The following is a 22,186-nucleotide window of genomic DNA, read 5'->3' as shown; positions in this document are numbered from 1 at the left end:
GGCCAAGGGTGATTAGCTCAGCCGGGAGAGCATCTGCCTTACAAGCAGAGGGTCGGCGGTTCGATCCCGTCATCACCCACCACTTGCCTTGAGAGAATTGGACGCAAGTCCACCGACGCGCAGCGGTAGTTCAGTCGGTTAGAATACCGGCCTGTCACGCCGGGGGTCGCGGGTTCGAGTCCCGTCCGCTGCGCCATATTTTCCATCTGAGATTCAATTCTGAGATGTGACGGGAAAGCCAGGCTTTCACATCTGACGAAGCACGAGTTCCATGGACGCAAGTCCACCGACACGCAGCGGTAGTTCAGTCGGTTAGAATACCGGCCTGTCACGCCGGGGGTCGCGGGTTCGAGTCCCGTCCGCTGCGCCACATCCACCTGCCTAGAGCAGGTTTCCTGAAAAGCGGCCATTGGTCGCTTTTCTTGTTTCTGCCCGCCGGCTCCTGCGTGCTTGTGACTGACAGGCGTGTGCGGCGCCCCTTCAAGTGCTTGCCTATCTCGCTCCCGCTTGCGCGTTGCGCACCCATTCACTTACGTGATCACCGATCGTTCGCGCAGCCTTCGGTCAGAATCGTAGATTTAGTTCGAATTCCAACAGATCCCCAGCTTTACCGCTTCACTAGCGAGTGCTATTTTCGCAAATGAAAATGTCACATAATTGTCACATTCGCCTGCGCAGCTAAAACAATAACTGGAGCCTTTGGATGTTTGCCTTCTTCCGTCCTGCCCCCCATCGGGAAACCCTGCCCGATGACCAGATAGACAACACCTACCGCCGCCTTCGTTGGCAGATCTTCGCCGGTATCTTCATCGGTTATGCCGGCTACTACCTGCTGCGCAAGAACTTCTCCCTGGCCATGCCGTTCCTGATCGAGGAGGAGGGCTACAGCCGTGGGCAGCTGGGCCTGGCGATGTCCGCTATCGCCATCTCCTACGGCTTGTCGAAATTCCTTATGGGGCTGATTTCCGACCGCTCCAATCCACGCTATTTCCTGCCATTCGGGCTGATGGTGTCGGCTGGGGTGATGTTCGTTTTCGGTTTCGCGCCCTGGGCAACGTCCAGCGTGACCATCATGTTCATCCTGCTGTTCATCAACGGCTGGGCCCAGGGCATGGGCTGGCCGCCCAGTGGCCGAACCATGGTTCACTGGTGGTCGCAGAAGGAACGTGGTGGCGTGGTGTCGGTGTGGAACGTCGCCCACAACGTGGGTGGTGGCCTGATTGGCCCGCTGTTCCTGCTCGGCATGGGCCTGTTCAACGACTGGCATGCGGCTTTCTACGTACCCGCTGCGGTCGCCATGCTGGTTGCCGTGTTCGCCTTTGCGACCATGCGCGACACCCCGCAATCGGTTGGCTTGCCGCCGATCGAGAAATACAAGAACGACTACCCGGAAGGCTACGACGAGAGCCACGAGAAGGAATTCAGCACCAGGGAAATCTTCGTCAAGTACGTGCTGCGCAACAAGATGCTGTGGTTCATCGCCCTGGCCAACGTGTTCGTCTACCTGCTGCGCTATGGGGTACTGGACTGGGCGCCGACCTACCTGAAAGAGGTCAAGCACTTCACCGTCGACAAGAGCTCCTGGGCCTACTTCTTCTACGAGTGGGCGGGCATTCCCGGCACGCTGTTGTGTGGCTGGATGTCCGACAAGGTGTTTCGCGGCAACCGTGGTCTGACCGGCGTGGTATTTATGGCGTTGGTGACCGTTGCAACCGTGGTGTACTGGCTCAACCCGCCGGGTAATCCCGTCGTCGACATGGCCGCACTGGTCACCATCGGCTTCCTGATCTACGGCCCGGTGATGCTGATCGGCCTGCATGCGCTGGAGCTTGCTCCGAAGAAGGCAGCGGGTACTGCCGCCGGTTTCACCGGCCTGTTCGGCTACCTCGGCGGTTCGGTCGCGGCAAGTGCGGCGATGGGCTACACGGTCGACCATTTCGGCTGGGATGGCGGCTTCGTGCTACTGGTCGGTGCCTGCCTGCTGGCCATTGTGTTCCTGATCCCGACCTTGTGGCACAAGCAGATACCGAGCGCAGAGCGCGCGACCTGATCGCACCGTCCAGCGCGTGGCAACCGCCATGCGTTGGACAGCTTTTGCGGCTGGCGATCTCCCGCATCCCGCCAGCCTGCTTATGCCGAAGCGCAATGCCCGGCAGCCAGCTTTGCGTCACACCATTTCCAGCCCTCGCCGATGGCATGCCGAGTGACAAGCGCGTGGCTACTTATGCTGCCCGGCGCTCAGCAAGTGCTCTGGTGAACACCGACGTCAACGTGCACCGACAACCTGCTGCCCTTGGCGCTGCAGGCTGCTGCGGAACGCCGGGTCATCCAGATAGGCCACGTTGAGCCGCGTCCAGGGCACCGGTGTCTGCCGATTGACGGCGAAGATCGACCCCGGCGCAAGCATCACGCCCTGGGTCAGGCAATGGCGGGTCAGGGCATTGGCGTCCGCGACGCCGGGAAAGCGCGCCCACAGGTAGAGGCTTTGCTCTGGCCTGCAGAACACTTCGGCACCCAGTTCATCGAGCACCGCGAGCCCGCGTTGCGTGGCGGCGTGCAGGCGATCCTGCAGGCGTGACAGGTGGCGCAGGAAATGCCCTTCGCCGAGGATCACCTCGATGGTGCGTTCGCTGTATTCGGCGCCGCTGTTGTGCAGCAGCATCTTCAGGTCGGCCAGCTCCTCGATGCGCTGTTTGCTGCCGGCGATGAAGCCGACGCGCAGGGCGGCGGAAATCGATTTGGAAAAGCTGCCCAGGTACAGGGTGCGTTCGCACTGGTCCAGTGCCGTCAGCTTGGTGGCCGAGCTGGGCTTGAAGTCGGCCATGGCATCGTTCTCCACCAGCAGCAGGTCGTGCGCTTCGGCAATCTGCAGCAGGCGGTGGGCCTTGGCGGGCGAGATGTCCGAGCCGGTGGGGTTGTGGCCCACCGACTGGAGGAAGAACAGCTTGGGCCTTGCCCTTTTCAGCACCCGCTCCAGGGCATCCAGATCCGGCCCGTCGGCCTCCCGCGGCACGCCGAGCATGTGTGCGCCCTGCAGCTGCAATTTGCCGAACAGCGGGTAATAGCCGGGGTCTTCGACCAGCACGGCGTCGCCGGGAGTGACGTAGCGGCGGATGACCAGATCCATGCCATGGTTGGCGCCCAGGGTGGTAACCAGTTGCCGGGGCGTGACAGCGATGCGGTAGTCCGCCAGCTTCTGCGCCAGGCGCTGGCGCAGGCCAGGGTTACCCAGCCGCGTGCCGTAGCGAAACAGGGTGGTTACGCCGCCGCGCACCACCTGGCGGTGAAATTTGTCCAGGCGCATGTCCATCAGCCACTCCACCGGCGGAAAGCCCTCGCCAAGGTGTGAATGGCCGGGGTCGCGGACGAACTGCTGGCGCATCATCCAGATAGTGTCCAGCGCGCGGGTATAGGGCTGCGACTCGTCATCCTCGACACTGGCACTGACGGTCCTGCAGACGAAGAACCCCTTGCCGTGGCGGGCCTCCACCAGCCCCTGGGAGGCCAGGTGTTCATAGGCGGTGATGACGGTGTTCTTGGAGTGTCCGTGCAGGCGCATGTACTCGCGCAGCGAGGGCAGTTTGCTGCCTGCCTGCAGGGCACCATCGGCAATCTGCCTGGCGATGGCATCGGCGACTTTCTGGGCGAGGGTGGGTCTGGGCATGGCGCAAATCCCTGGGTACAGGAATGAAGTGTCCGGGCAAACTGTACCTTCTTTCAGGGATACAGTGCGGCTAACGTTCATCTCAACCAAGAACAAACGACTCCCCGAGGAGCGCCCATGTCGATCGATTCCCGTCTGCCCGATTTCCGTAACCTGTCCCCCTCGCAACGTCTCGACCACGTGCAGCAACTGCTCGGCCTGTCCGCCGCGGACACCGCGCTCTTGCGTGACGCCGGTGCGCTGCCGCTGGAGATCGCCGACGGCATGATCGAGAACGTGATCGGCAAGTTCGAGCTGCCCTATGCCCTGGCCAGCAACTTCCGTATCAACGGCCGGGAGATGCTCATTCCTCTGGTGGTGGAAGAGCCTTCGGTGGTCGCTGCGGCCTCGTTCATGGCCAAGCTGACCCGGCCGGCCGGTGGTTTCCAGACTTCCAGCAGCGCGCCACTGATGCGTGCCCAGGTACAGATCATCGGTGTCAGCGATCCCTACAACGCGCGCCTCAGCCTGCTGCGCAACAAGGACGAGATCATCACCCTGGCCAACAGCAAGGACCAGTTGCTGAACAGCCTGGGCGGCGGTTGCCGTGATATCGAGGTGCACACCTTCATCGACAGCCCGCGCGGGCCGATGCTGGTCGCGCACCTGATAGTCGACGTACGCGACGCCATGGGCGCGAATACGGTGAACACCATGGCCGAAGCCGTGGCGCCGCTGATGGAGCAGCTCACGGGCGGCAAGGTGCGCCTGCGCATCCTCTCCAACCTCGCCGATCTGCGCCTGGCGCGTGCCCAGTTGCGGATTGCTCCGGAACATCTGGATACCACCGAGTACAAGGGCACCGATGTCATCGAGGGGGTGATCGATGCCTATACTTTCGCGGCCATCGATCCGTACCGCGCCGCGACCCACAACAAGGGCATCATGAATGGCATCGACCCGCTGGTGGTGGCCACCGGCAACGACTGGCGGGCCGTGGAGGCGGGCGCCCACGCCTATGCCTCCCGCCATGGCCATTACGGCTCCCTGACCACCTGGGAGAAGGACCGCGAAGGCCACCTGGTGGGCACCCTCGAGATGCCGATGCCGCTCGGCCTGGTCGGTGGCGCCACCAAGACCCATCCACTGGCGCAGCTGTCGTTGCGCATTCTGGGCGTGAAGAGTGCCCAGGAACTGGGCGAGATCGCCGTCGCCGTCGGCCTGGCGCAGAACCTCGGGGCATTGCGCGCCCTGGCCACCGAAGGAATCCAGCGTGGCCACATGGCCCTGCATGCACGCAATATCGCGCTGTCTGCCGGGGCCCGGGGCGATGAGCTGGACTGGCTGGTCAAGCGCATGGTCGAGACCCGTGACGTGCGTGCCGACCGCGCCGAGGCGTTGTTGCGCGAAAAGCGCGGGCAATGAGCATGGATGCGGTCAGGCTGGTGGAGGTCGGCGCCCGCGACGGCCTGCAGAATGAGGCCCTGACCCTGCCGGTCGAGGTGCGCGTGGCACTGATCGAGCGGCTGGTCGCGGCCGGGCTGCGTACCCTCGAGGCCGGGGCATTCGTGCCGCCACGCTGGGTGCCACAGATGGCCGACTCCGATCGGGTGCTGCGCCACCTCGGGCAACGCCCGGGGGTGACCTACACGACGCTGGTGCCCAATCTGCAGGGGCTGGATGCTGCACTGCAGGCCGGGTGCCGGGAGGTGGCGGTATTCGCCGCCGCCTCCGAGGCGTTTTCACAGAAGAACATCAATTGCTCCATCGCCGAAAGCCTGCAGCGCTTCCAGCCGGTAATGGCCAAGGCGCTGGAGCAGGGCGTGGCGGTGCGCGGCTATGTCTCCTGCGTGCTCGGTTGCCCGTTCACTGGGGATGTGCCGGTGGCGGACGTGGTGCGGGTCGTCCGCGAACTGCATGCCATGGGCTGCTACGAGATCAGCCTTGGTGACACCATCGGCCGAGGTACGCCGGGCAAGGCCAGAACGCTGATCCAGGCCTGCGCCAGCGAGGTGCCGATCACGGCGCTGGCCGGGCATTTCCACGACACTTACGGCATGGCGGTGGCCAATGTCCAGGCTGCTCTGGAGGCCGGGGTAAGGGTGTTCGACAGTTCGGTTTCCGGGCTCGGTGGCTGCCCGTATTCGCCCGGCGCCACCGGTAATGTGGCCACCGAGGAGCTGGTCTACTTGCTCGAAGGCCAGGGCCTGGCAACCGGGGTGGATCTGGCTGCATTGCTCGAGGCCGGGGCTTTCATCGACGCGGCGCTGGGCAAGCCCTCGGCCTCGAGAGTGGCCAACGCCCTGCGCAGGGCGCATTGACCGAATAGAACCACAACCCGGAAAGGATGCGGGCAAGCGGCGACAGCCATCAGGTCGCATTGCGCGGATCACTCCGTCCACTCACTGTCCCAGCGTACATCGACTTTCCCATGGCTGCGCCTCTGCGCCCCGACGGCGATGTACCGACACAGGAGAATCCATGAATTCACTGACCGATGCACTGGCGAGCTTCGCCAGAACGGCCGGGCCCCTGAAGGGCGTGACCATCCTCGACCTGACCCGCGTCGTCGCCGGCCCCTACTGCGCCATGCTGCTGGCCGACATGGGCGCCACGGTGATCAAGATCGAGAACCCCGCCGATCCCGACCTTACCCGGGAGTTTCCGCCGCTCAACCGCAACAGCGACGAGCCGGTTAGTGGCTTCTTCGCCCAGTTCAACCGCAACAAGATGGCGGTCGGCCTGGATCTGAAGAAGGCCGAGGGCAAGGCCACCTTCCTGGACATGGTGCGCAAGGCCGATATCGTCATCGAGAACTTTCGGCCCGGCACCATGGCCAAGCTGGGGCTGGGCTACGAGGTGCTCAGGGAGGTCAACCCGGCCATCGTGTTCACCGCCATCAGTGGCTTCGGCCAGTACGGCCCGAACTCGCTGCGCCCGGCATTCGACAGCAGTGCCCAGGCCAGCGGCGGCCTGTGGTCCATGAATGGCACGCTGGAAGAGCCGATGCGCGTGGGCACGGTGCTGGGTGACCTGTCCGCTGCGCTGTATGCGGCCATCGGTACCCTCGGTGCGCTGCGTGAAGCGGAGCGCACCGGCCAGGGCCAGCTGGTCGACGTATCGCAGCAGGACTCGATCGTCTCGCTCACCGAGAACGCCCTGGTGACTTACACCGAAACCGGCAAGGTCACGGTGCCCGAGGGCAATGGCCATCCGTTCGTGCGCCCCTACGGGCGCTACGCCTGCAAGGATGGCTACGTGTTCTTCGGTGCCTACACCGACAAGTTCTGGCGCGAGGCCTGCCTGACCTTCGGTGACGAGGCGATGGCCAGCGACCCCGAAGTCGACAGCATGGCCAAGCGCTTCGAGACCGACGTCTACCTGCGCAAGGTCAAGCCGGCCGTGGAGCGCTGGCTCGGCGCCCACACCAAGGCCGAACTGGAAGCCATGACCGGTGACCGTTTTCCGCTGTCGCCGATCAAGAGCATCGATGAAGTGGTGGCCGATCCCCATCTGCGCGAACGCGACATGGTGGTGCCCGTCGACTGCCAGGGGGCGCGTTTCGAGGTGTTCGGCAACCCGATCAAGCTCTCCGGTGGCACCCTGGAACGCGGCGCCAGCGCCCCCGCGGTCGGCCAGCACAATGCGTCCATCTATCGCCAGTGGCTGGGTCTGGACGAAGACGAATACGCCGAGCTGGTCCGGCTGGGAGTGATCTGATGGAGAGTCTGATCAGCGATGCGGCACGGCGCAGCATCGGCACTTCGCTGCCGCCGTCGCGCTTCGAAGTGAACCGCAACGACATCAGAAAATATGCAGTGGCCACCGGGCAGCGTCAGCGCCGTTATCTCGATGGTGACGAAGCGCCGCTGCTGTTCCTGTTCAGCGCGATGATGCCGGTGCTGCCGCTGGAGCAACTGCTCGAAGACGGACACAAGCCCGACGACCCGCTGATCCCCGAGTTGCCGCTCAAGCGCATCATGGCTGGCGGCAGCGAGTACCAGGTGCACCGCAGGATATTTGCCAGCGACGTGCTGCTGTGTCGGCAGACCTTGCTGGACATCTACCAGAAACAGGGTGCCGAAGGGCCGCTGATCTTTCTGGTGTTCGAAAACCGTTTTGAAACCGAATCAGGCGAGCCGGTGGTGACCGAACGCCTGACCCGGATCGCGAGGTGAGCATGGACAGGCAGATGATCAGAGCAGGCCAGCTGTTGCCCGAGCGCGAATACAGACCCGGCACCGTGCAGCTGTTTTTGTACAACGCGGCCATCTGGAATGCCCACCGTATCCACTATGACCTGCCCTATGCCCAGCAGTGCGAGGGGCATCCGGCGCTGCTGGTGGACGGCCCGCTGCAGGGCGATTGGCTGACCCAACTGGTTTACGACTGGATGGAGGAGGGCGACGAGCTGCTGAGCTTCCAGTACAGCAATCGGCGCGCCGCTTATCTCGGCGATGTGCTGAGCGCCGCTGGTGAAGTCGTCGCGGTGGAGGCCGGGCGAGTGACCCTGGTGCTGCGCCTGACCAACCAGGCGGGCCAGGTGATCACCCAGGGAGGTGCCAGCGTACGCCTTGCCGACGCGGCCTGAACGACAGAGACGCGGGCGCCCTGGCCGGTACCTGACGTGCAAACCAACCCGACCAGCTGCTTCCTCAATAACAACAAGAGCCCGAAAGGGCGGGGGACACCATGAGCCAAGAGCTTGCCAGACCGGCCGCGACACCGCCCAGCGCGGACGCGGCGCGCAACACCGACAACCTCTACGAGGTGTGGGGCGACACCGTCGATGCCCGGCATCTGGTGCTGGCCATCACTGTCAGCGCCATCGTCAGCCTGGGTGCCTATGGGCTGGCGCTGTTGATACTTGGCGGCCTCGTCGAGTCGGCGCAGATGGCCAAGGCCTACGCCATGCTGTTCGGCATTCTCGGGTGCCTGGGCGGTGGCGCGATCAGCGCCGTGCTGTTCAAGCCCAAGCGTGACGTGGTCGAGCACGTGGCGGATCCGGCCTTTCGCGAGCAGGTGGTGGGTGACCTGCTCAAGGAATACGGCAGCCTCGGCCGTCTCGAGGACACCTCGCCCGAGGTGGTCGCCGAACTTCACGAGCTTGGCCTCTACGAGCTGTTCCGGGATGCCCAGGCCCGGGAAGAGCAGGCCTGCGAGCCGGGCGCCGATGCCGATGTGGATGCGCGCGCATCCCTGGCACTGAGCGGAGGGCGCCGGTGATGGAAGGCCTGCTCTACGAAATCCTCATGGCCCTGGCACTTGGCCTGTTCGGCGCGGTGCTGTTCTCCGCCATCGGCCTGGTATCGGGAACCGACGAAACCACCACCCTGGCCCCGCTGACCATGCTGGTGGTGCTGCTCGGCGCGCCGCCGGCCGGCATCCTCACCTTCTTCCTGGCCGGTGCGGTGGCCAAGCACATGACCCACGCGGTACCCACCGCCTTGCTGGGCATTCCCGGTGATACCTCGGCGACCGCGCTGATCGGCGACGCCAACCACCTGCGCCGCCTCGGCGTGCCCCACGTGGCGCTGCGCAAGATGATTTCCGGTGGCGCCGTGGCGGCCGTCATCGCGGTGCCCCTGGCGGTGCTGTTCGCCGTCCTGCTGGCGCCGTTTGGTGACGTCATCAAGCAGTTCGCCCCCTGGGTGTTCCTCTGCGCCGCCTTTACCATCGCCTACTTCTCGGCGGGGCGCTGGGCCTCGGTGCTGGCCTTGCTGCCGTTCGTGCTGGTGATCGTCGCCCTGCAGACCCTGACGGCCCAGTACGGGGTCAAGCTGGCGGTCAGCTATTTCCTCGGCATCGCCGTGGCACCGCTGATCACCTCGCTGTTCTCGATGCTGGCACCCGCCGAGCGTGAACGCATGCGTCGCGACCAGTATCGGGTGTTCTCCCTGGCGCCGGACATGAAGGGCTGGCGCGGCTACTTTCCCAATCCGCTGCGGGTGATCAACAAGCGCCAGGCACGCATGACCGCCATGGCGGCGAGCGTCACCAGTGCCACCTTCGTGTTCAGCCCGGTGGCCATGACGGTGATCATGGGCGAGTTGATCGGTGCGCGCATCAAGCAGGCCTACGAGCGACTGACCACAGTGATCACCGCCCGTAACGGGGTCACCGAGTCGACCTACATCGCCGAGGCGTTGATCCCGCTGATCGCCTTCGGCCTGCCGCTCAGCCCGGTGGCTGCCGGGCCGGCCGCGCCGCTGTTCAATGCACCGCCACGCTTCACCGTGGACAGCGTAAGCGGTGAGGTCAACAACCTGCATAACCTGCTCAACAACTGGGAGTTCTTCGGCTACGGCATGATGGCGGTACTGGTGGCCATTCTGATCGCCTACCCCTTCACCATGAACTTCGCCCACCAGGCGGCTTCCTTCGTGTCGCGCAGGATCAGCCACGAAGCGGTGATCGCCACCTTCATCGGCCTGGTGCTGGTGGTCGGGATCTGGGAGGGTGGCCTGCTCGGGCTGCTGGTGATCGTCACCGTCGGTCTGCTCGGTGGCTTTCTGGGGCGCTTCCTGGGCTTCAACATCGGCGTGCAGTTCATGGGCTACTACACGGCGGTACTCAGCGTGCCGGCGTTGATCGCCTTGTTGAACTGAACCAGCAGGGCGTGCAGCTTTCGCTTGCACGCCCCTTTCATCATTGCGCCTTGTGCAGGGGGTGATAGTCGGTTTGCTTGGGCTTGGTACGCAGCAGCGACAGCACCCAGACGAAGAAGATCGGCACGAAGATCACCCCCAGCAGGGTCGCACTGAACATGCCGCCCAGTACCCCGGTGCCGATGGCACGCTGGCTGGCCGCGCCGGCGCCGGTGGCGATCACCAGCGGCACCACGCCGAGCATGAAGGCCATGGAGGTCATGATGATCGGCCGGAAGCGCAGGCGCGCCGCTTCGATGGCAGCATCACGCAGCGAGTAGCCGTCTTCCCACAGGTCCTTGGCGAACTCGACGATGAGGATGGCGTTCTTCGCCGCCAGGCCGATCACGGTGATCAGGCCGACCTTGAAGTACACATCGTTGGGCAGGCCGATGGCGGTTACCGCGAGCACCGCACCAAGGGCGCCGACCGGCACGATGAGCATCACCGCCAGGGGGATCGCCCAGCTCTCGTAGAGGGCCACCAGGAGCAGGAACACCACCACGATGGCCAGGGCGAAGAGCAACGTCGCCTGGCCGCTGGCGACCTTCTCCTGGTAGGACAGGCCGGTCCATTCGTAGCCGATGCCTTCCGGCAATTCGGCGGCGATGCGCTCCAGCTCGGCCATCGCCTCGCCGGTGCTGACGCCAGGTGCGGCGTCGCCGGAAATGCGGATCGACGGGTAGCCGTTGTAGCGCGCCACCTGCACCGGGCCTTCTTCCCACTGGGTGGTCACGAAGGCGCTGAGCGGCACCAGGCTGCCGCTGTCGTTGGGCACGTGCAGCTTGAGCACGCTGTCCGGGGTCATCCGTGCGCCTTGCTCGGCCTGCACCACCACGCGCTGCTGGCGCCCGGCATTGGCGAAGTCGTTGATCACCGAAGAGCCGAAGGCGGTGGACAGCGCATTGCTGATCGACTCGAAGCTGACCCCCTGGGCACGTGCCTTGTCGCGGTCGATGACCAGGCGCAGCTGCGGTGCCTCGGCCAGGCCCTCCATCATGCCGTAGAGAAACAGCGGGTTGCCGTTGACCTTGCCGAGCACCTGGTCACGCGCAGCGAGCAGCGCCTCGCGGCCAAGGCCGCCACGGTCCTGCAGGCGCAGGGAGAAACCGCCCGAGTTGCCCAGGCCGTCGATCGGTGGCGGTGGCACGGCCATCATGGCGCCGTCGTCGAGGTTGGCGAAGCGGCCGTTGACCGCGGCCGTCTCGGCCTCTACCGACTGCTCCGAGTCACGCTCGGACCAGTCCTTGAGCAGCGGAAAGGCGATGGCGGCGTTCTCGCCCATGCCCGAGAAGCTGAAGCCCAGCACCAGGAAGGAGGTCGCCACGGCATCGCGGGAGGCGAGGAACTCTTCCAGCTGCTTGCCGGTCGCCGAGGTACGCTCACGCGTCGCGCCGGGGGGCAGCTGGATATCGACGATCATGTAGCCCTGGTCTTCGACCGGCACGAAGGATTCCGGCAGGCGCAGGTAGAAGAAGCCCATCAGCACCACGATACCCAGGTAGATGAACATGAAGCGTCCGGCACGCGGCACCAGCTTGCTGTTGAGTTTCGTGTAGCGCCCGGTCAGCCCGGTGAATCTGCGGTTGAACCAGCCGAAGAAACCGGTCTTTTCGTGATGGCCCTGGGGGATCGGCTTGAGCAGGGTGGCGCACAGCGCCGGTGTGAAGGTCAGCGCCAGGAAGCCCGAGAACAGGATCGACACCGCCAGCGACAGCGAGAACTGCTGGTAGATCACGCCCACCGAGCCGGCCATGAACGCCAGGGGCAGGAACACCGCCGACAGCACTAGGGTGATGCCGAGGATCGCCCCGGACACCTGGCCCATCGCCTTGATGGTCGCCGGCACCGGCTCCAGGCCTTCTTCGGCCATGATCCGCTCGACGTTCTCGACCACCACGATGGCATCGTCGACCAGAATGCCGATGGCCAGCACCATGCCGAACATGGTCATCATGTTCACCGAGAAGCCCAGCAGGTACATGAAGGTCAGGGTGCCGAGCAGGCACACCGGCACCACGATGGACGGGATCAGGGTGTAGCGCACGTTCTGCAGGAACAGGAACATCACCAGGAACACCAGCACCATGGCCTCGAGCAGGGTCATGATGACCTTGTCGATGGCCACGTCGACGAACCGCGAGGTGTCGTAGGGCACCGAGAATTGCACGTTGTCCGGGAAGTTGGCCGACAGTTCGGTGAGCCGCTGCTTGACCGCTTCGGCGGTCTGGATGGCGTTGGCGCCTGGCGCCAGCTGCACGGCGGCGGCCACGGCCGGCTTACCGTCCTGGCGCGAGCCGAAGTTGTAATCCTGGCTGCCGACCTCGATGCGCGCGACATCGCCCAGAGTCAGGCGCGTGCCGTCCTGGTTGGCGCGCAGCACGATGGCGGCGAACTCCTCGGGGTTGTCCAGGGTGCCCTTGACCGCCAGCGTCGCGGTCAGCTCCTGCTCGGCCGTACCGGGCGTACTGCCGAAGGCGCCCGCCGGTACCTGCACGTTCTGAGCACGGATGGCGTTGTTGACGTCGTCGATCGCCAGGCCGTAACCGACCAGCTTCTGCGGGTCGATCCATACGCGCATGGCCGCTTCGGAGGCGAAGAACTGCAGCTTGCCGACCCCCGCAACCCGGCGGATCTCGTTGTTGATGTTGCGCGCTGCGTAATCGGCCAGGGCCGTGGTGTCGTCGTTGGCGCTGCCGTCCTTGTAGGTCAGCGAATAGATCAGCAGAAAACCGGCGGTGGCCTGTTCGGTCTGGATACCAAGGGTCAGTACGGCCTGGGGCATACGGGCTTCGGCACGTTTCAGGCGGTTCTGCACGTCGACCTGGGCCAGCTCCGGGTCGGTGCCCGGCTGGAAGGTCACGGTGATCTCGGCGATGCCGTTGGCGTTGCTGGTGGACTCGAAGTACAGCAGGTTCTTGGCGCCGTTGAGCTCTTCCTCGATCACGCTGGTGACCGAGTCGGTCAGCACCTGGGCCGAGGCGCCCGGGTAGGTCGCGGTGACGGTGATCTGCGGCGGCGCCACGTTGGGGTACTGCGCCACGGGCAGGAAGGGAATGGCCAGCAAGCCGCCCATGGTGATGAACAGCGCGACCACCCAGGCGAAGTTCGGCCGCCGGATAAAAAACAAGGACATGTCGATGCTCCGGCTTATTGCGCCTGGGAAGGGGTGTCGTTCTGGGGCTCTGCGCCTGGCTTGCGCGGTACCACCTTGGCGCCGGGGCGGATGGCCGACAGCGAGCTGGTGATCACCTGGTCACCAGCCTTCAGGCCGTCGGTGATCTGCCAGCGCGCGCCCTGCATGGTGCCAGTGGTGACCGGCCGCGCTTCCACGGTGTCGTCGGCGCCGAGCAGCATCACGCTGGCCTTGCCGTCGGCGGAGCGCTGCACCGCCCGTTGCGGCACCAGGATGGCGTTCTGATCAAGGCCCTGTGGGGTGCTCACACGCACGTACATGCCGGGCAGCAACACGCCCTGGGGGTTGTCGAAACGTCCGCGCAGGGCGATCTGCCCGGTGCTGCGGTCCACCGAAATGTCGGTGAACAAGAGGGTGCCCTTACTCTCGATGTCGGTGCCGTCGACGCGTAGCGACAGCGTCTTGTCGCCATCGCCGGAGACCTTGCCGTCGGCGATGGCGGCGCGCAGGCGCAGGGCATCGGCAGCCGGCTGGCTGAAGTCGGCGTAGACCGGGTCGAGTTGCTGGATACGGGCGAGCAGGGTGGTCTCACCCTGGCCGACCAGTGCGCCCTCAGTCACCTGGGCCCGGCCGATGCGCCCGGCGATGGGTGCGCGTACCTGGGCGTAACCCAGGTCCAGCTTGGCGGTTTCCACGTTGGCCTGGGCCGAGCGCTTGTCGGCCTGGGCGCTGCGCAAGGTGGCGCGGGCCACGTCGAAGTCCTGTTGGCTGACCGCGTTGATCTTCACCAGCGGCTCGTAGCGCTTGACCGTGGCCTGGGCCTGGAACAACTGCGCATCGGCGCGGGCCAGTTCGGCCTCGGCACGCGACAGTGCAGCCTTGAACGGCGCGGGGTCGATCTGGAACAGCAGGTCGCCGGCCTTGACGTCGGCGCCTTCTTCGAAGGTGCGCTTGAGCACGATGCCGGCGACCCGGGCGCGAACCTCGGCGACCCGCACAGGTTCGATACGACCCGGCAATTCGGCGACCACGGTAAAGGGCTCGGTCTTGACGGTGAGGACATCGACCTCGCGAGGTGGCGCCTCGCCCCAGCCCTGTTCGCCTCTGTCACAGCCCGCCAGGCCGATGACGATTGAAAGGGTGATCGCCGATGCGACGTGACCTGTGCGAATCCTGCTCATGCTTCACCTGGGGCCGATGCCCAATCCAGTTATCCTTCGAAAGGTGCGAATGGTCGGCTATAGATGAGGGTGAGTCAATATTGTCTCATTTGCATTTTATGTGACTAAACTTGCCAGCCCTTTGGAACAAATGGGCTTTTCCTGCACAATGACGCGTCTACCGAGAAGAGCCTATAGATGCCAAGACCCGTTGCTGAAGAAAAACTGCTCAAGGCCCTGGCCGTGGCCATGGTCGAGCACCCGCGGGGCACTTTCAAGGAGATCGCGCAGGCGGCAGGTGTCAGCAAGGCAACCCTGAACCGTTTTTGCGGCACCCGCGACAACCTGATCGAGATGCTCTTCGACTACGGCTCAGAGGTCATGAACCAGGTCATCGCCGAGGCCGACCTGCAGCATGCGCCGCTGTCCGAAGCCTTGCAACGCTTGGTGGACGGGCATCTGGTGCATCGCGATCTGCTGGTTTTCCTGATGTTCCAGTGGCGCCCCGACTCCCTGAACGAGTGCGGCGAACAAGCGCGCTGGCTGCCATACACCAATGCCCTGGATCAGTTTTTCCTGCGCGGGCAGCAGGAGGGCGTCTTTCGCATCGACATTGGCGCGCCGGTACTGACCGAGCTGTTCGCCTCGCTGCTGTTCGGCCTGGTCGACGGCGAGCGTCGCGGGCGTGTGGCGCGGGCCAGCATGGGCTCCTCGCTGCTGCAGTTCTTCATGCAGGGGGCCGCGACCTGACGGGGTATCGAGCAGCGGTGACGTCTGACAAGCGCGGCGGGTACGGGGGCTGGTAGTATGCGGTCATGGCGTGGCGCCGAGCCGAATGCACAGAGACGCTGCGCCTCGCGGAGAACTAAGCATGAATGTACAAATAATCGAGCGCGACGGTGAGCCGGAATACGCGGTGGTGCCTTGGGCCGACTATCAGGCGCTGCTCCAGGCTGCCGGCAAGAGCGCCGTGGCAGTGCCCAACCAGCCCGACGCCGAGGCCGCTCAGCCACTGAACCAGTTGAGTGCACTACGCGAGGCCAAGGGCCTGAGCCGCGATGAGCTGGCGCGTGCCGTGGGGATCAGCCCGCATTACCTGGGCATGATCGAAAGCGGCGAGCGCCAGCCCGATGCCGCGATCCTGCGTGCACTGGCCTGGGTACTCGGCATCTCGGGTTGGCAGGCATGAGCGTGCGCATCAGCCGCGCACACTGGGAGGCCCTGCTCGCCGCCCTCGAGGACGCCCGAAGGCAGCGCCACCTGCTGACCTACCGGGCGCTGATCGAACGCCTGTCGCTGCCGGCGCCCGCCATGCAGACCCTCACCGCCGCGCTGGAGCACCTGGCCGCGCTGGATGCCCGCAGCGACCGCCCGCTGCGTAGCGCCCTGGTAATCAGCCAGGGCGCCAGCCGCCTGCCACGCACCGGTTTCTTCGAATGCGTGGCACGCCTGGGCCGCTTCGACGGTGCTCCCGATGGCGTCGCCGCGGCGTCCTGGCATGCCTCGGAAGTGGCGCGGGTGTTCGAGTTCGTCTATCCCGCAGAAGCGTGAGCGGGTCGCTCGTTCAGCGTATGGGTATCGATCACCTGCAGGCTATAGCCCGGCACCGCCTTGGCCTGGCGCTTGGCTTCCGAGGCCAGGCCGGCCAGTTCGCTGGCGTCCAGCAATGGGCAGTGTTGCGGGTGCAGATGGACTACCCCGAGCGACAGTGACAACAACGGAAACTCTTCGCGCTGGCCCTGGCGGTTGTGGCTGATGAAACAACCGGCATCCAGGTGCTCGTCCAGATAGAAGCGCCGGCACTGCGCCTGGAAATCTTCCAGCAACTTATTGAGGCGCGTGCGCCAGTCCCGCGAGCCGAACACCAGCAGAAAATCATCGCCGCCGATATGGCCGACGAAATCGCGGCTGGGATCGATGCGTTCATTCAGGCAGTGGGCCAGGCACAGCAGCACTTCATCGCCCTTGGCATAGCCGTACAGGTCATTGAAGGGCTTGAAACTGTCGATGTCGACGTAGCATACCGCCGCTTCGCGATTCTGCTGCAGCAGCCGCGCCAGGCATTGCTGAATGGGCACGTTGCCCGGTAGCAGGGTCAGCGGGTTGGCGTAGCGGGCCTGCTGGATCTTCAGCTCGGTGATCAGCTTGAGCACGTCGATCACCCTGCCCAGGCCCTGGTAGCAGCCGTCGATGGTGATCACGAAATCCTCTTCCATGCGCTGGCGGGCGCGGCTGGTCAGCAGTCGGCTGACCTGCTGCAGCGACTGGCTGATCTCCACGGCAAGAAAATCGTTGCTCATCAGGCGGCTGATCGGCTTGCGCGCATACAGTTCGGTGGCGAAGGGCTTGAGCAGCACATCGGACAGCGAATGGCGGTGCACGATGCCCACCGGGCGCTGGGTATCGTCCAGTACTGCCAGGGAGTTGAGGTTGGCCTGGGCACGAAACGCCTCCAGCACATCGGCGGTCGGCGTGGTGATGGACACCGCCAGCTGCTCGTTGAGCAGAGCGGTGAGATCGCTGCCTTCTTCGCCCAGGGGTGTCGGTGCCTGGCCCATGGCGGGCAGCATCTTGCGGGCGTCGGTAAGGGGTGCTTCCTGAGGCCGGCAGAGCAGGTAACCCTGAAGCAGGTCGACGCCCATTTCACAGAGTACGGCGAGTTCCTCCTCCAGTTCGATACCTTCGGCGATCACCTTGGCCCGCGAGGCTCTGGCCATCTGCAGGATCGAACCGACGAATTCGCGTTTGACCGCGTCGCGGTGAATGCCGTCGATGAAGTGGCGGTCGATCTTCACGTAGTCGGGGCGCAGCTCGGACCACAGGCGCAGGCTGGAGTAGCCGGCACCCAGGTCGTCGAGGGCGATGGAAAAGCCCATGTCGCGGTAATGGTGCAGGGCGGTGTCGAGCAGGTAGAAGTCATCGGTAGGCGACTGCTCGGTCAGCTCGATCACCACCCGACTCGGTGCGATGCCGTAGGTCTGCAGCAACTGCAGCGTGCGACCGGGCTGATGGTTGGCGTCGAGCAGCGAATCCGGTGACACGTTGAGAAACAGCAGGCCTTCGAGCTGTTGCTCGCTGAAGCGTCGGCAGGCGCTTTTTCTGCAGGCAAATTCGAGCTCGCAGAGCATGCCGGTCTGGCGCGCTGCGGCAAACAGCGTGAGCGGGGAGTGCAGCGGGCTGTTGGAAGGCCCGCGCGTCAAAGCCTCGTACCCGAGGATGCGACGCTCCGCGACCGAGACAATGGGCTGGAACAGGCTATGCAAGTCGCCGTGGGCGAGGATCTGGCCCAGCGAGCTCAACTGCTCGGTAACGGTCATGGCGGATCTCTGTGCAATCGGTAAGCGGGTGATGGCTATTGGCCATGCAGGGTGCGTCCCGCTAGATGCGCATGATTTGACTACAGAATGATGACCGATTGATGACCTGGGCCGGGTGTCAAAAGATAAGTAGCTGTTTTCTGACGCCCCGCGCCTTGGGCCGGGCAATAAAAAAGGGCGTCGTATGAGGACGCCCTTCGGGTTACCGCCGGCCAGCGATCACTGCTTGGCGAGGCGAGTATTGAGCTTGAGGTAGTCGATCAGGATGTGCCCGGTTTCCGCCAGGTAGGCGTCGTCTTCCGGCTTGGTCTTCTTGTCTTCCTCGTTCTGTGCCAGCACGTCGTCCTCGTCTTCCTTCTTCAGCTCCTTGAGCGGCTCTTCGCCCTTGGCGACGCGGCGGGCGTTCTCGATCGCCAGTTGGCGTTTCTCGATATCCGCCTGCTGGGCACGGCGCTTGGCTTCGTTGAGGCTGACGGTCTTCTCGGCCATCAGTTCACGGGACAGGGCCAGGCGTTCGCGGGCAAAGTTGAAGTCCGGGTTGTCCGCGGTGCGAGCGTCGTAGCGGTTCTTCAGCTCGGTGAGGAACGGCTTGATCGGATCCAGCTCCGGCTTGATGGCCGGGCGGATGCTGTCCCACGGCATGGCTTCGGGCAGCGCGCTTTCGCCGATCTCCTTGTTGTCCATCACGTCAGGGTAGGCGATGTCCGGCACCACGCCGCGGTGCTGGGTGCTCTGCCCGGAAACGCGGTAGAACTTGGCCAGGGTCAGTTTCAGCTCACCATGGTTGAGCGGCTGGATGGTCTGCACGGTGCCCTTGCCAAAGGTCTGGCCGCCGAGGATCAACGCGCGGTGGTAGTCCTGCATGGCGCCGGCGAAGATTTCCGAAGCCGAGGCGGACAGGCGATTGATCAGCACGGCCATCGGGCCCTTGTAGAAGGCACCATCCTGTTCGTCTGCCAGCACGTCGACGCGGCCATCGCTGTTGCGCACCAGCACGGTCGGCCCCTTGTCGATGAACAGGCCGGTCAGCTCGGTGGCTTCCTGCAGCGAGCCACCACCGTTGTTGCGCAGGTCGATGACGATGCCATCGACCTTGTCGGCCTGCAGCTCGGTGATCAGTTTCTTGACGTCGCGGGTGGTGCTCTTGTAATCCGGATCGCCAGCGCGGAAGGCCTTGAAGTCCAGGTAGAAAGCCGGAATCTCAATCACGCCCAACTTGTAGGGGCGACCGTCCTGTTCAATCTTGAGGATGGATTTCTTGGCAGCCTGCTCTTCGAGTTTCACCGCTTCACGGGTGATGCTGACCACCTTGCTGGTCATGTCGTTCGGGGCGTTGCTGGCCGGAATCACTTCCAGGCGCACCTTCGAGCCTTTCGGGCCGCGGATCAGCTTGACCACTTCATCGAGACGCCAGCCGATCACGTCGACGATTTCCTCATCGCCCTGGCCGACACCGACGATCTTGTCGGCAGGCGAGATCTGCTTGCTCTTCTCGGCCGGGCCGGCTGGCACCAGGCGCACCACCTTGACGTGCTCGTTGTCGCTCTGCAGCACGGCGCCGATGCCCTCGAGGGACAGGCTCATGTTGATGTCGAAGTTTTCCGCGCTGTCCGGCGACAGGTAGTTGGTGTGCGGATCGTAGGTCATGGCGAAGGCGTTGATGTAGGCCTGGAACACGTCTTCGCTGCGGGTCTGCTGCAGACGTGCCTGCTGGGCCTTGTAGCGCTTGGTGAGCAATTCCTGAATCGCCTTGGGCTCCTTGCCGGCGAGTTTCAGACGCAGCACTTCGTCCTTCAGGCGCTTGCGCCACAGGTCGTCGAGTTCGGCGACATCCTTGGCCCAGGGGGCTTTCTCGCGATCGACCAGCAGGCTCTCGTCAACCGTGAAATCGATCTTGTCGACGCCCTTGGCCAGCAACCCCTGCACGTAGTTCAGGCGGTCCTGCTGGCGTTCGAGCTGGCGCTTGTAAATGTGGAAGCCGGGTTCAAGGTCGCCCTTTTTCAGCAAGTCGTCGAACTTGTCCTTCCAGCGGTCGAATTCGGCAATGTCGGCGGCGGTGAAGTAGCTGCGCGCCGGGTCGAGCATTTTCAGGTAACCCTGATAGATCTTTTCCGAGCGGGCGTCGTCCAACGGAGGCTTGCTGTAGTGATGACGCTGCAGCAACTCGACCACGTTGAGGCTGGCGATCACCTGATCGCGATCAGGTTGCAGGTATTCCCACGGATCGGCCTGGCTGGTTTTGGCGGCGAGGGGCAAAGCGCCCAGCCCGAGAACGAGGGCCAGGGTAGCGCTGATAAAGGATCGCTTCATGCTGATTCGACGTGGGGACAGTTGATAACGCATATTAGGCCGTCTTTGAGGGCGCCAGGTTCCATCGGCGCAATGCAAAGGCCCGTCGCTGAGCGACGGGCCAGGTTCAAATGCACTATGGAGGCACCGTGAAAGCATTGCAAGGCGTTGAAGGGCAGGTGGAATGGGTCGATCGTCCCACACCTGCCTGTGATGTAGGGGAAGTACGCATTCGTGTGGCGGCAGCGGGCCTGAACCGCGCCGACCTGTTGCAGCGGGCCGGCAATTACCCGCCGCCGCCGGGCGCCAGCGATACGCTGGGCCTGGAGTGTGCGGGCGTTGTCAGTGAAGTGGGCGCCGGTTGTGACGACTGGCAGGTTGGCGATCGCGTCTGCGCATTGCTGGCCGGCGGCGGCGTGGCCGAAGAGGTGGTGGTCGATGCTCGCCATGTGCTGCCGGTGCCGGAAGGCCTGTCGCTGCATGAGGCCGCGGGGTTGCCGGAGGTGTATGCCACGGCCTGGCTCAACCTGTTCCAACTGGCCGGCCTGAAACCCGGCGAGAAGGTGCTGCTGCACGCGGGCGCCAGCGGTGTCGGCTCGGCCGCCATCCAGCTGTGCAAGGCCTTTGGCAGCAGCTGCTGGGTGACCGTCGGCTCGCAGGAGCGCCTAGCGTACTGCGAGAGCCTTGGGGCCAACGGCGGCGCGATTCGTGACAAGGACGGCCTCAAGGTGCCCGATGATTTCGGCCCCTTCGAGGTCATCCTCGACCCGGTTGGCGCCAGCTATGCCGGGCTCAACCTCAAGCTGTTGGCGCTCGACGGGCGTTGGGTGAACATCGGTTTGATGGGCGGACGCAAGGCCGAGATGGACATGGCGCTGGTGCTCGGCAAACGCATCCAGCTGATCGGCTCGACCCTGCGCAACCGCGACGACCTGTTCAAGGCCGAGTTGCTGCGCGATCTGCGCCAGCACGTGTGGCCGCTGTTCAGCGAGGGCCGCCTGAAGCCACAACTGGCCAGAACCTTCCCGGTTGCCGAGGCCCATGAGGCCTATGCGACCCTGGAAGGCAACCAGGTCAACGGCAAGCTGGTGCTGGTCATCGACGACAGCCTGAGCTGATCCGGGGCCACGAGCGCCCTTCGATAGTCGGGCGCTCGTGGGTGTCTCGCTGCTGGAGGCCGATGCATGCGCCGGCCGTTCAGACGGCGCGGGTAATGCCGCCATCCACGCGGATGTTCTGTGCGGTGATGTAGGCGGCTCCCTCGGAGGCCAGGAAGGCGATGGTCGCGGCCACTTCCTCGCTGCTGCCATAGCGTTGCAGGGGCACGCTGGCCCGGCGTTCTTCGGTGGCCGGCAGGCTGTCGATCCAGCCCGGCAGTACATTGTTCATGCGGATATTGTCGCGGGCATGGGTGTCGGCGAAGATCTTGGTGAATGATGCCAGGCCGGCGCGGAACACCGCTGAGGTCGGGAACAGCTCACTGGGCTCGAATGTCCAGGCGCTGGAGATATTGATGATCACCCCAGACTTCTGTCGTTGCATGGCCGGCGTCACCAGACGGGTGGGGCGAATCACGTTGAGCAGGTAGGTATCCAGGCCGCGGTACCAGTCCTCGTCGCTGATTTCCAGAATCGGCGCGCGCGGGCCGTGACCGGCGCTATTGACCAGTACATCGATGCGTCCCCAGCGCGACAGCGTGCCGTCGACCAACCTGCCGAGATCCTCGCTGGACTGGTTGCTGCCAGTCACGCCGAAACCGCCCAGCTCGGCAGCCAGCGCCTCGCCCTTGCCAGACGACGAGAGAATGGCGACCTTGAAGCCATCGCTGGCCAGGCGCCGCGCAGCAGCGGCGCCCATGCCGCTGCCTCCTGCGGTGATGATTGCTACTTTTTCTACAGGCATTCTATTGTCTCCATTGCAGTCCCGACGATAGCCACTAGGCTAGCAGCCAGCTGCACGGCTAGAGAGGCAGCTCCGCTACCCTGAATCTGTAG

Annotated in this window: 18 protein-coding genes and 3 tRNA genes; 15 read left to right on the top strand and 6 right to left on the bottom strand. The window is 64.4% G+C overall.

The window, feature by feature from the left end; translation table 11 throughout:
* Window positions 1-6: 6 nt before the first annotated feature.
* From BM154_RS02485 to glpT, 4 genes are all read left to right on the top strand, one after another.
* A tRNA-Val gene (locus tag BM154_RS02485) sits at window positions 7-82 on the top strand.
* 37 nt (window positions 83-119) lie between these two features.
* A tRNA-Asp gene (locus BM154_RS02480) sits at window positions 120-196 on the top strand.
* 97 nt (window positions 197-293) lie between these two features.
* A tRNA-Asp gene (locus BM154_RS02475) sits at window positions 294-370 on the top strand.
* A gap of 333 nt (window positions 371-703) precedes the next feature.
* Complete coding sequence (gene glpT, locus BM154_RS02470) at window positions 704-2,050, top strand: glycerol-3-phosphate transporter (RefSeq protein WP_074880578.1); 1,347 nt, start codon at window positions 704-706, stop codon at window positions 2,048-2,050.
* A 216-nt stretch (window positions 2,051-2,266) separates the two neighbouring features.
* On the opposite strand, the gene BM154_RS02465 is transcribed toward glpT, so the two are convergent.
* Window positions 2,267-3,664: an aminotransferase-like domain-containing protein gene (locus BM154_RS02465; RefSeq protein ID WP_074880573.1), complete on the bottom strand. Its 1,398-nt coding sequence runs from the start codon at window positions 3,662-3,664 to the stop codon at window positions 2,267-2,269.
* A gap of 117 nt (window positions 3,665-3,781) precedes the next feature.
* Between BM154_RS02465 and BM154_RS02460 the strand changes: the two genes are divergently transcribed.
* The 7 genes from BM154_RS02460 to BM154_RS02430 all read left to right on the top strand — a co-directional run bounded on the left by BM154_RS02460 (window position 3,782) and on the right by BM154_RS02430 (window position 10,251).
* On the top strand, window positions 3,782-5,068 hold the full coding sequence (locus BM154_RS02460) for a hydroxymethylglutaryl-CoA reductase, degradative (RefSeq protein WP_074880571.1): 1,287 nt from the start codon (window positions 3,782-3,784) through the stop codon (window positions 5,066-5,068).
* Window positions 5,065-5,964 carry a hydroxymethylglutaryl-CoA lyase gene (locus BM154_RS02455; RefSeq protein ID WP_074880569.1) on the top strand — a complete coding sequence of 300 codons (900 nt, stop codon included), beginning with the start codon at window positions 5,065-5,067 and terminating at the stop codon, window positions 5,962-5,964. The genes BM154_RS02460 and BM154_RS02455 overlap by 4 nt, the downstream gene beginning before the upstream one ends.
* Window positions 5,965-6,124: 160 nt before the next feature.
* Window positions 6,125-7,363, top strand: coding sequence for a CaiB/BaiF CoA transferase family protein (locus tag BM154_RS02450; protein ID WP_074880566.1), 1,239 nt, complete (start codon window positions 6,125-6,127; stop codon window positions 7,361-7,363).
* Window positions 7,363-7,821, top strand: coding sequence for an FAS1-like dehydratase domain-containing protein (locus BM154_RS02445; RefSeq protein WP_074880563.1), 459 nt, complete (start codon window positions 7,363-7,365; stop codon window positions 7,819-7,821). The genes BM154_RS02450 and BM154_RS02445 overlap by 1 nt, the downstream gene beginning before the upstream one ends.
* Before the next feature lie 14 nt (window positions 7,822-7,835).
* A complete protein-coding gene (locus tag BM154_RS02440; RefSeq protein WP_208609411.1) occupies window positions 7,836-8,234 on the top strand; it encodes a hotdog family protein in 399 nt (132 codons plus the stop codon).
* 101 nt (window positions 8,235-8,335) lie between these two features.
* Window positions 8,336-8,869 (top strand): hypothetical protein, encoded by a 534-nt coding sequence (locus BM154_RS02435; RefSeq protein WP_139225373.1) that lies wholly within the window; start codon window positions 8,336-8,338, stop codon window positions 8,867-8,869.
* Entirely contained in the window at window positions 8,869-10,251 is a 1,383-nt protein-coding gene (locus BM154_RS02430; RefSeq protein WP_139225372.1) for a tripartite tricarboxylate transporter permease, read from the top strand. The genes BM154_RS02435 and BM154_RS02430 overlap by 1 nt, the downstream gene beginning before the upstream one ends.
* Window positions 10,252-10,291: 40 nt before the next feature.
* Here BM154_RS02430 and BM154_RS02425 read toward each other — a convergent pair whose 3' ends face one another.
* Entirely contained in the window at window positions 10,292-13,426 is a 3,135-nt protein-coding gene (locus BM154_RS02425) for an efflux RND transporter permease subunit (RefSeq protein WP_083414438.1), read from the bottom strand.
* Window positions 13,427-13,440: 14 nt separating this feature from the next.
* Window positions 13,441-14,607, bottom strand: coding sequence for an efflux RND transporter periplasmic adaptor subunit (locus BM154_RS02420; RefSeq protein ID WP_074880552.1), 1,167 nt, complete (start codon window positions 14,605-14,607; stop codon window positions 13,441-13,443).
* 177 nt (window positions 14,608-14,784) lie between these two features.
* Here BM154_RS02420 and BM154_RS02415 point away from each other — a divergent pair, with 177 nt between their 5' ends.
* The 3 genes from BM154_RS02415 to BM154_RS02405 all read left to right on the top strand — a co-directional run bounded on the left by BM154_RS02415 (window position 14,785) and on the right by BM154_RS02405 (window position 16,137).
* On the top strand, window positions 14,785-15,336 hold the full coding sequence (locus tag BM154_RS02415; RefSeq protein ID WP_074880549.1) for a TetR/AcrR family transcriptional regulator: 552 nt from the start codon (window positions 14,785-14,787) through the stop codon (window positions 15,334-15,336).
* Between the two features lie 121 nt (window positions 15,337-15,457).
* Window positions 15,458-15,775: a helix-turn-helix transcriptional regulator gene (locus BM154_RS02410; RefSeq protein WP_074880546.1), complete on the top strand. Its 318-nt coding sequence runs from the start codon at window positions 15,458-15,460 to the stop codon at window positions 15,773-15,775.
* Entirely contained in the window at window positions 15,772-16,137 is a 366-nt protein-coding gene (locus tag BM154_RS02405) for a hypothetical protein (protein WP_074880542.1), read from the top strand. The genes BM154_RS02410 and BM154_RS02405 overlap by 4 nt, the downstream gene beginning before the upstream one ends.
* On the opposite strand, the gene BM154_RS02400 is transcribed toward BM154_RS02405, so the two are convergent.
* Together BM154_RS02400 and BM154_RS02395 are read right to left on the bottom strand one after the other, a co-directional pair.
* Complete coding sequence (locus BM154_RS02400) at window positions 16,119-17,903, bottom strand: bifunctional diguanylate cyclase/phosphodiesterase (protein WP_074880540.1); 1,785 nt, start codon at window positions 17,901-17,903, stop codon at window positions 16,119-16,121. The genes BM154_RS02405 and BM154_RS02400 overlap by 19 nt on opposite strands.
* Before the next feature lie 219 nt (window positions 17,904-18,122).
* A complete protein-coding gene (locus BM154_RS02395; RefSeq protein WP_439650634.1) occupies window positions 18,123-20,213 on the bottom strand; it encodes a carboxy terminal-processing peptidase in 2,091 nt (696 codons plus the stop codon).
* A 128-nt stretch (window positions 20,214-20,341) separates the two neighbouring features.
* Here BM154_RS02395 and BM154_RS02390 point away from each other — a divergent pair, with 128 nt between their 5' ends.
* A complete protein-coding gene (locus BM154_RS02390) occupies window positions 20,342-21,310 on the top strand; it encodes an NAD(P)H-quinone oxidoreductase (protein WP_074880534.1) in 969 nt (322 codons plus the stop codon).
* 79 nt (window positions 21,311-21,389) lie between these two features.
* Here the strand turns inward: BM154_RS02390 and BM154_RS02385 are convergent, their stop codons facing one another.
* Window positions 21,390-22,094, bottom strand: a complete 705-nt coding sequence (locus BM154_RS02385) for an SDR family oxidoreductase (protein WP_074880529.1) — start codon at window positions 22,092-22,094, stop codon at window positions 21,390-21,392.
* Between the last annotated feature and the right edge of the window lie 92 nt (window positions 22,095-22,186).

This window comes from Phytopseudomonas argentinensis (genome assembly GCF_900113905.1).
Lineage (GTDB): Bacteria > Pseudomonadota > Gammaproteobacteria > Pseudomonadales > Pseudomonadaceae > Aquipseudomonas > Aquipseudomonas argentinensis.
Note: the sequence above shows the minus strand (reverse complement) of the source record. Positions and strands in the feature narration are given on the sequence as shown.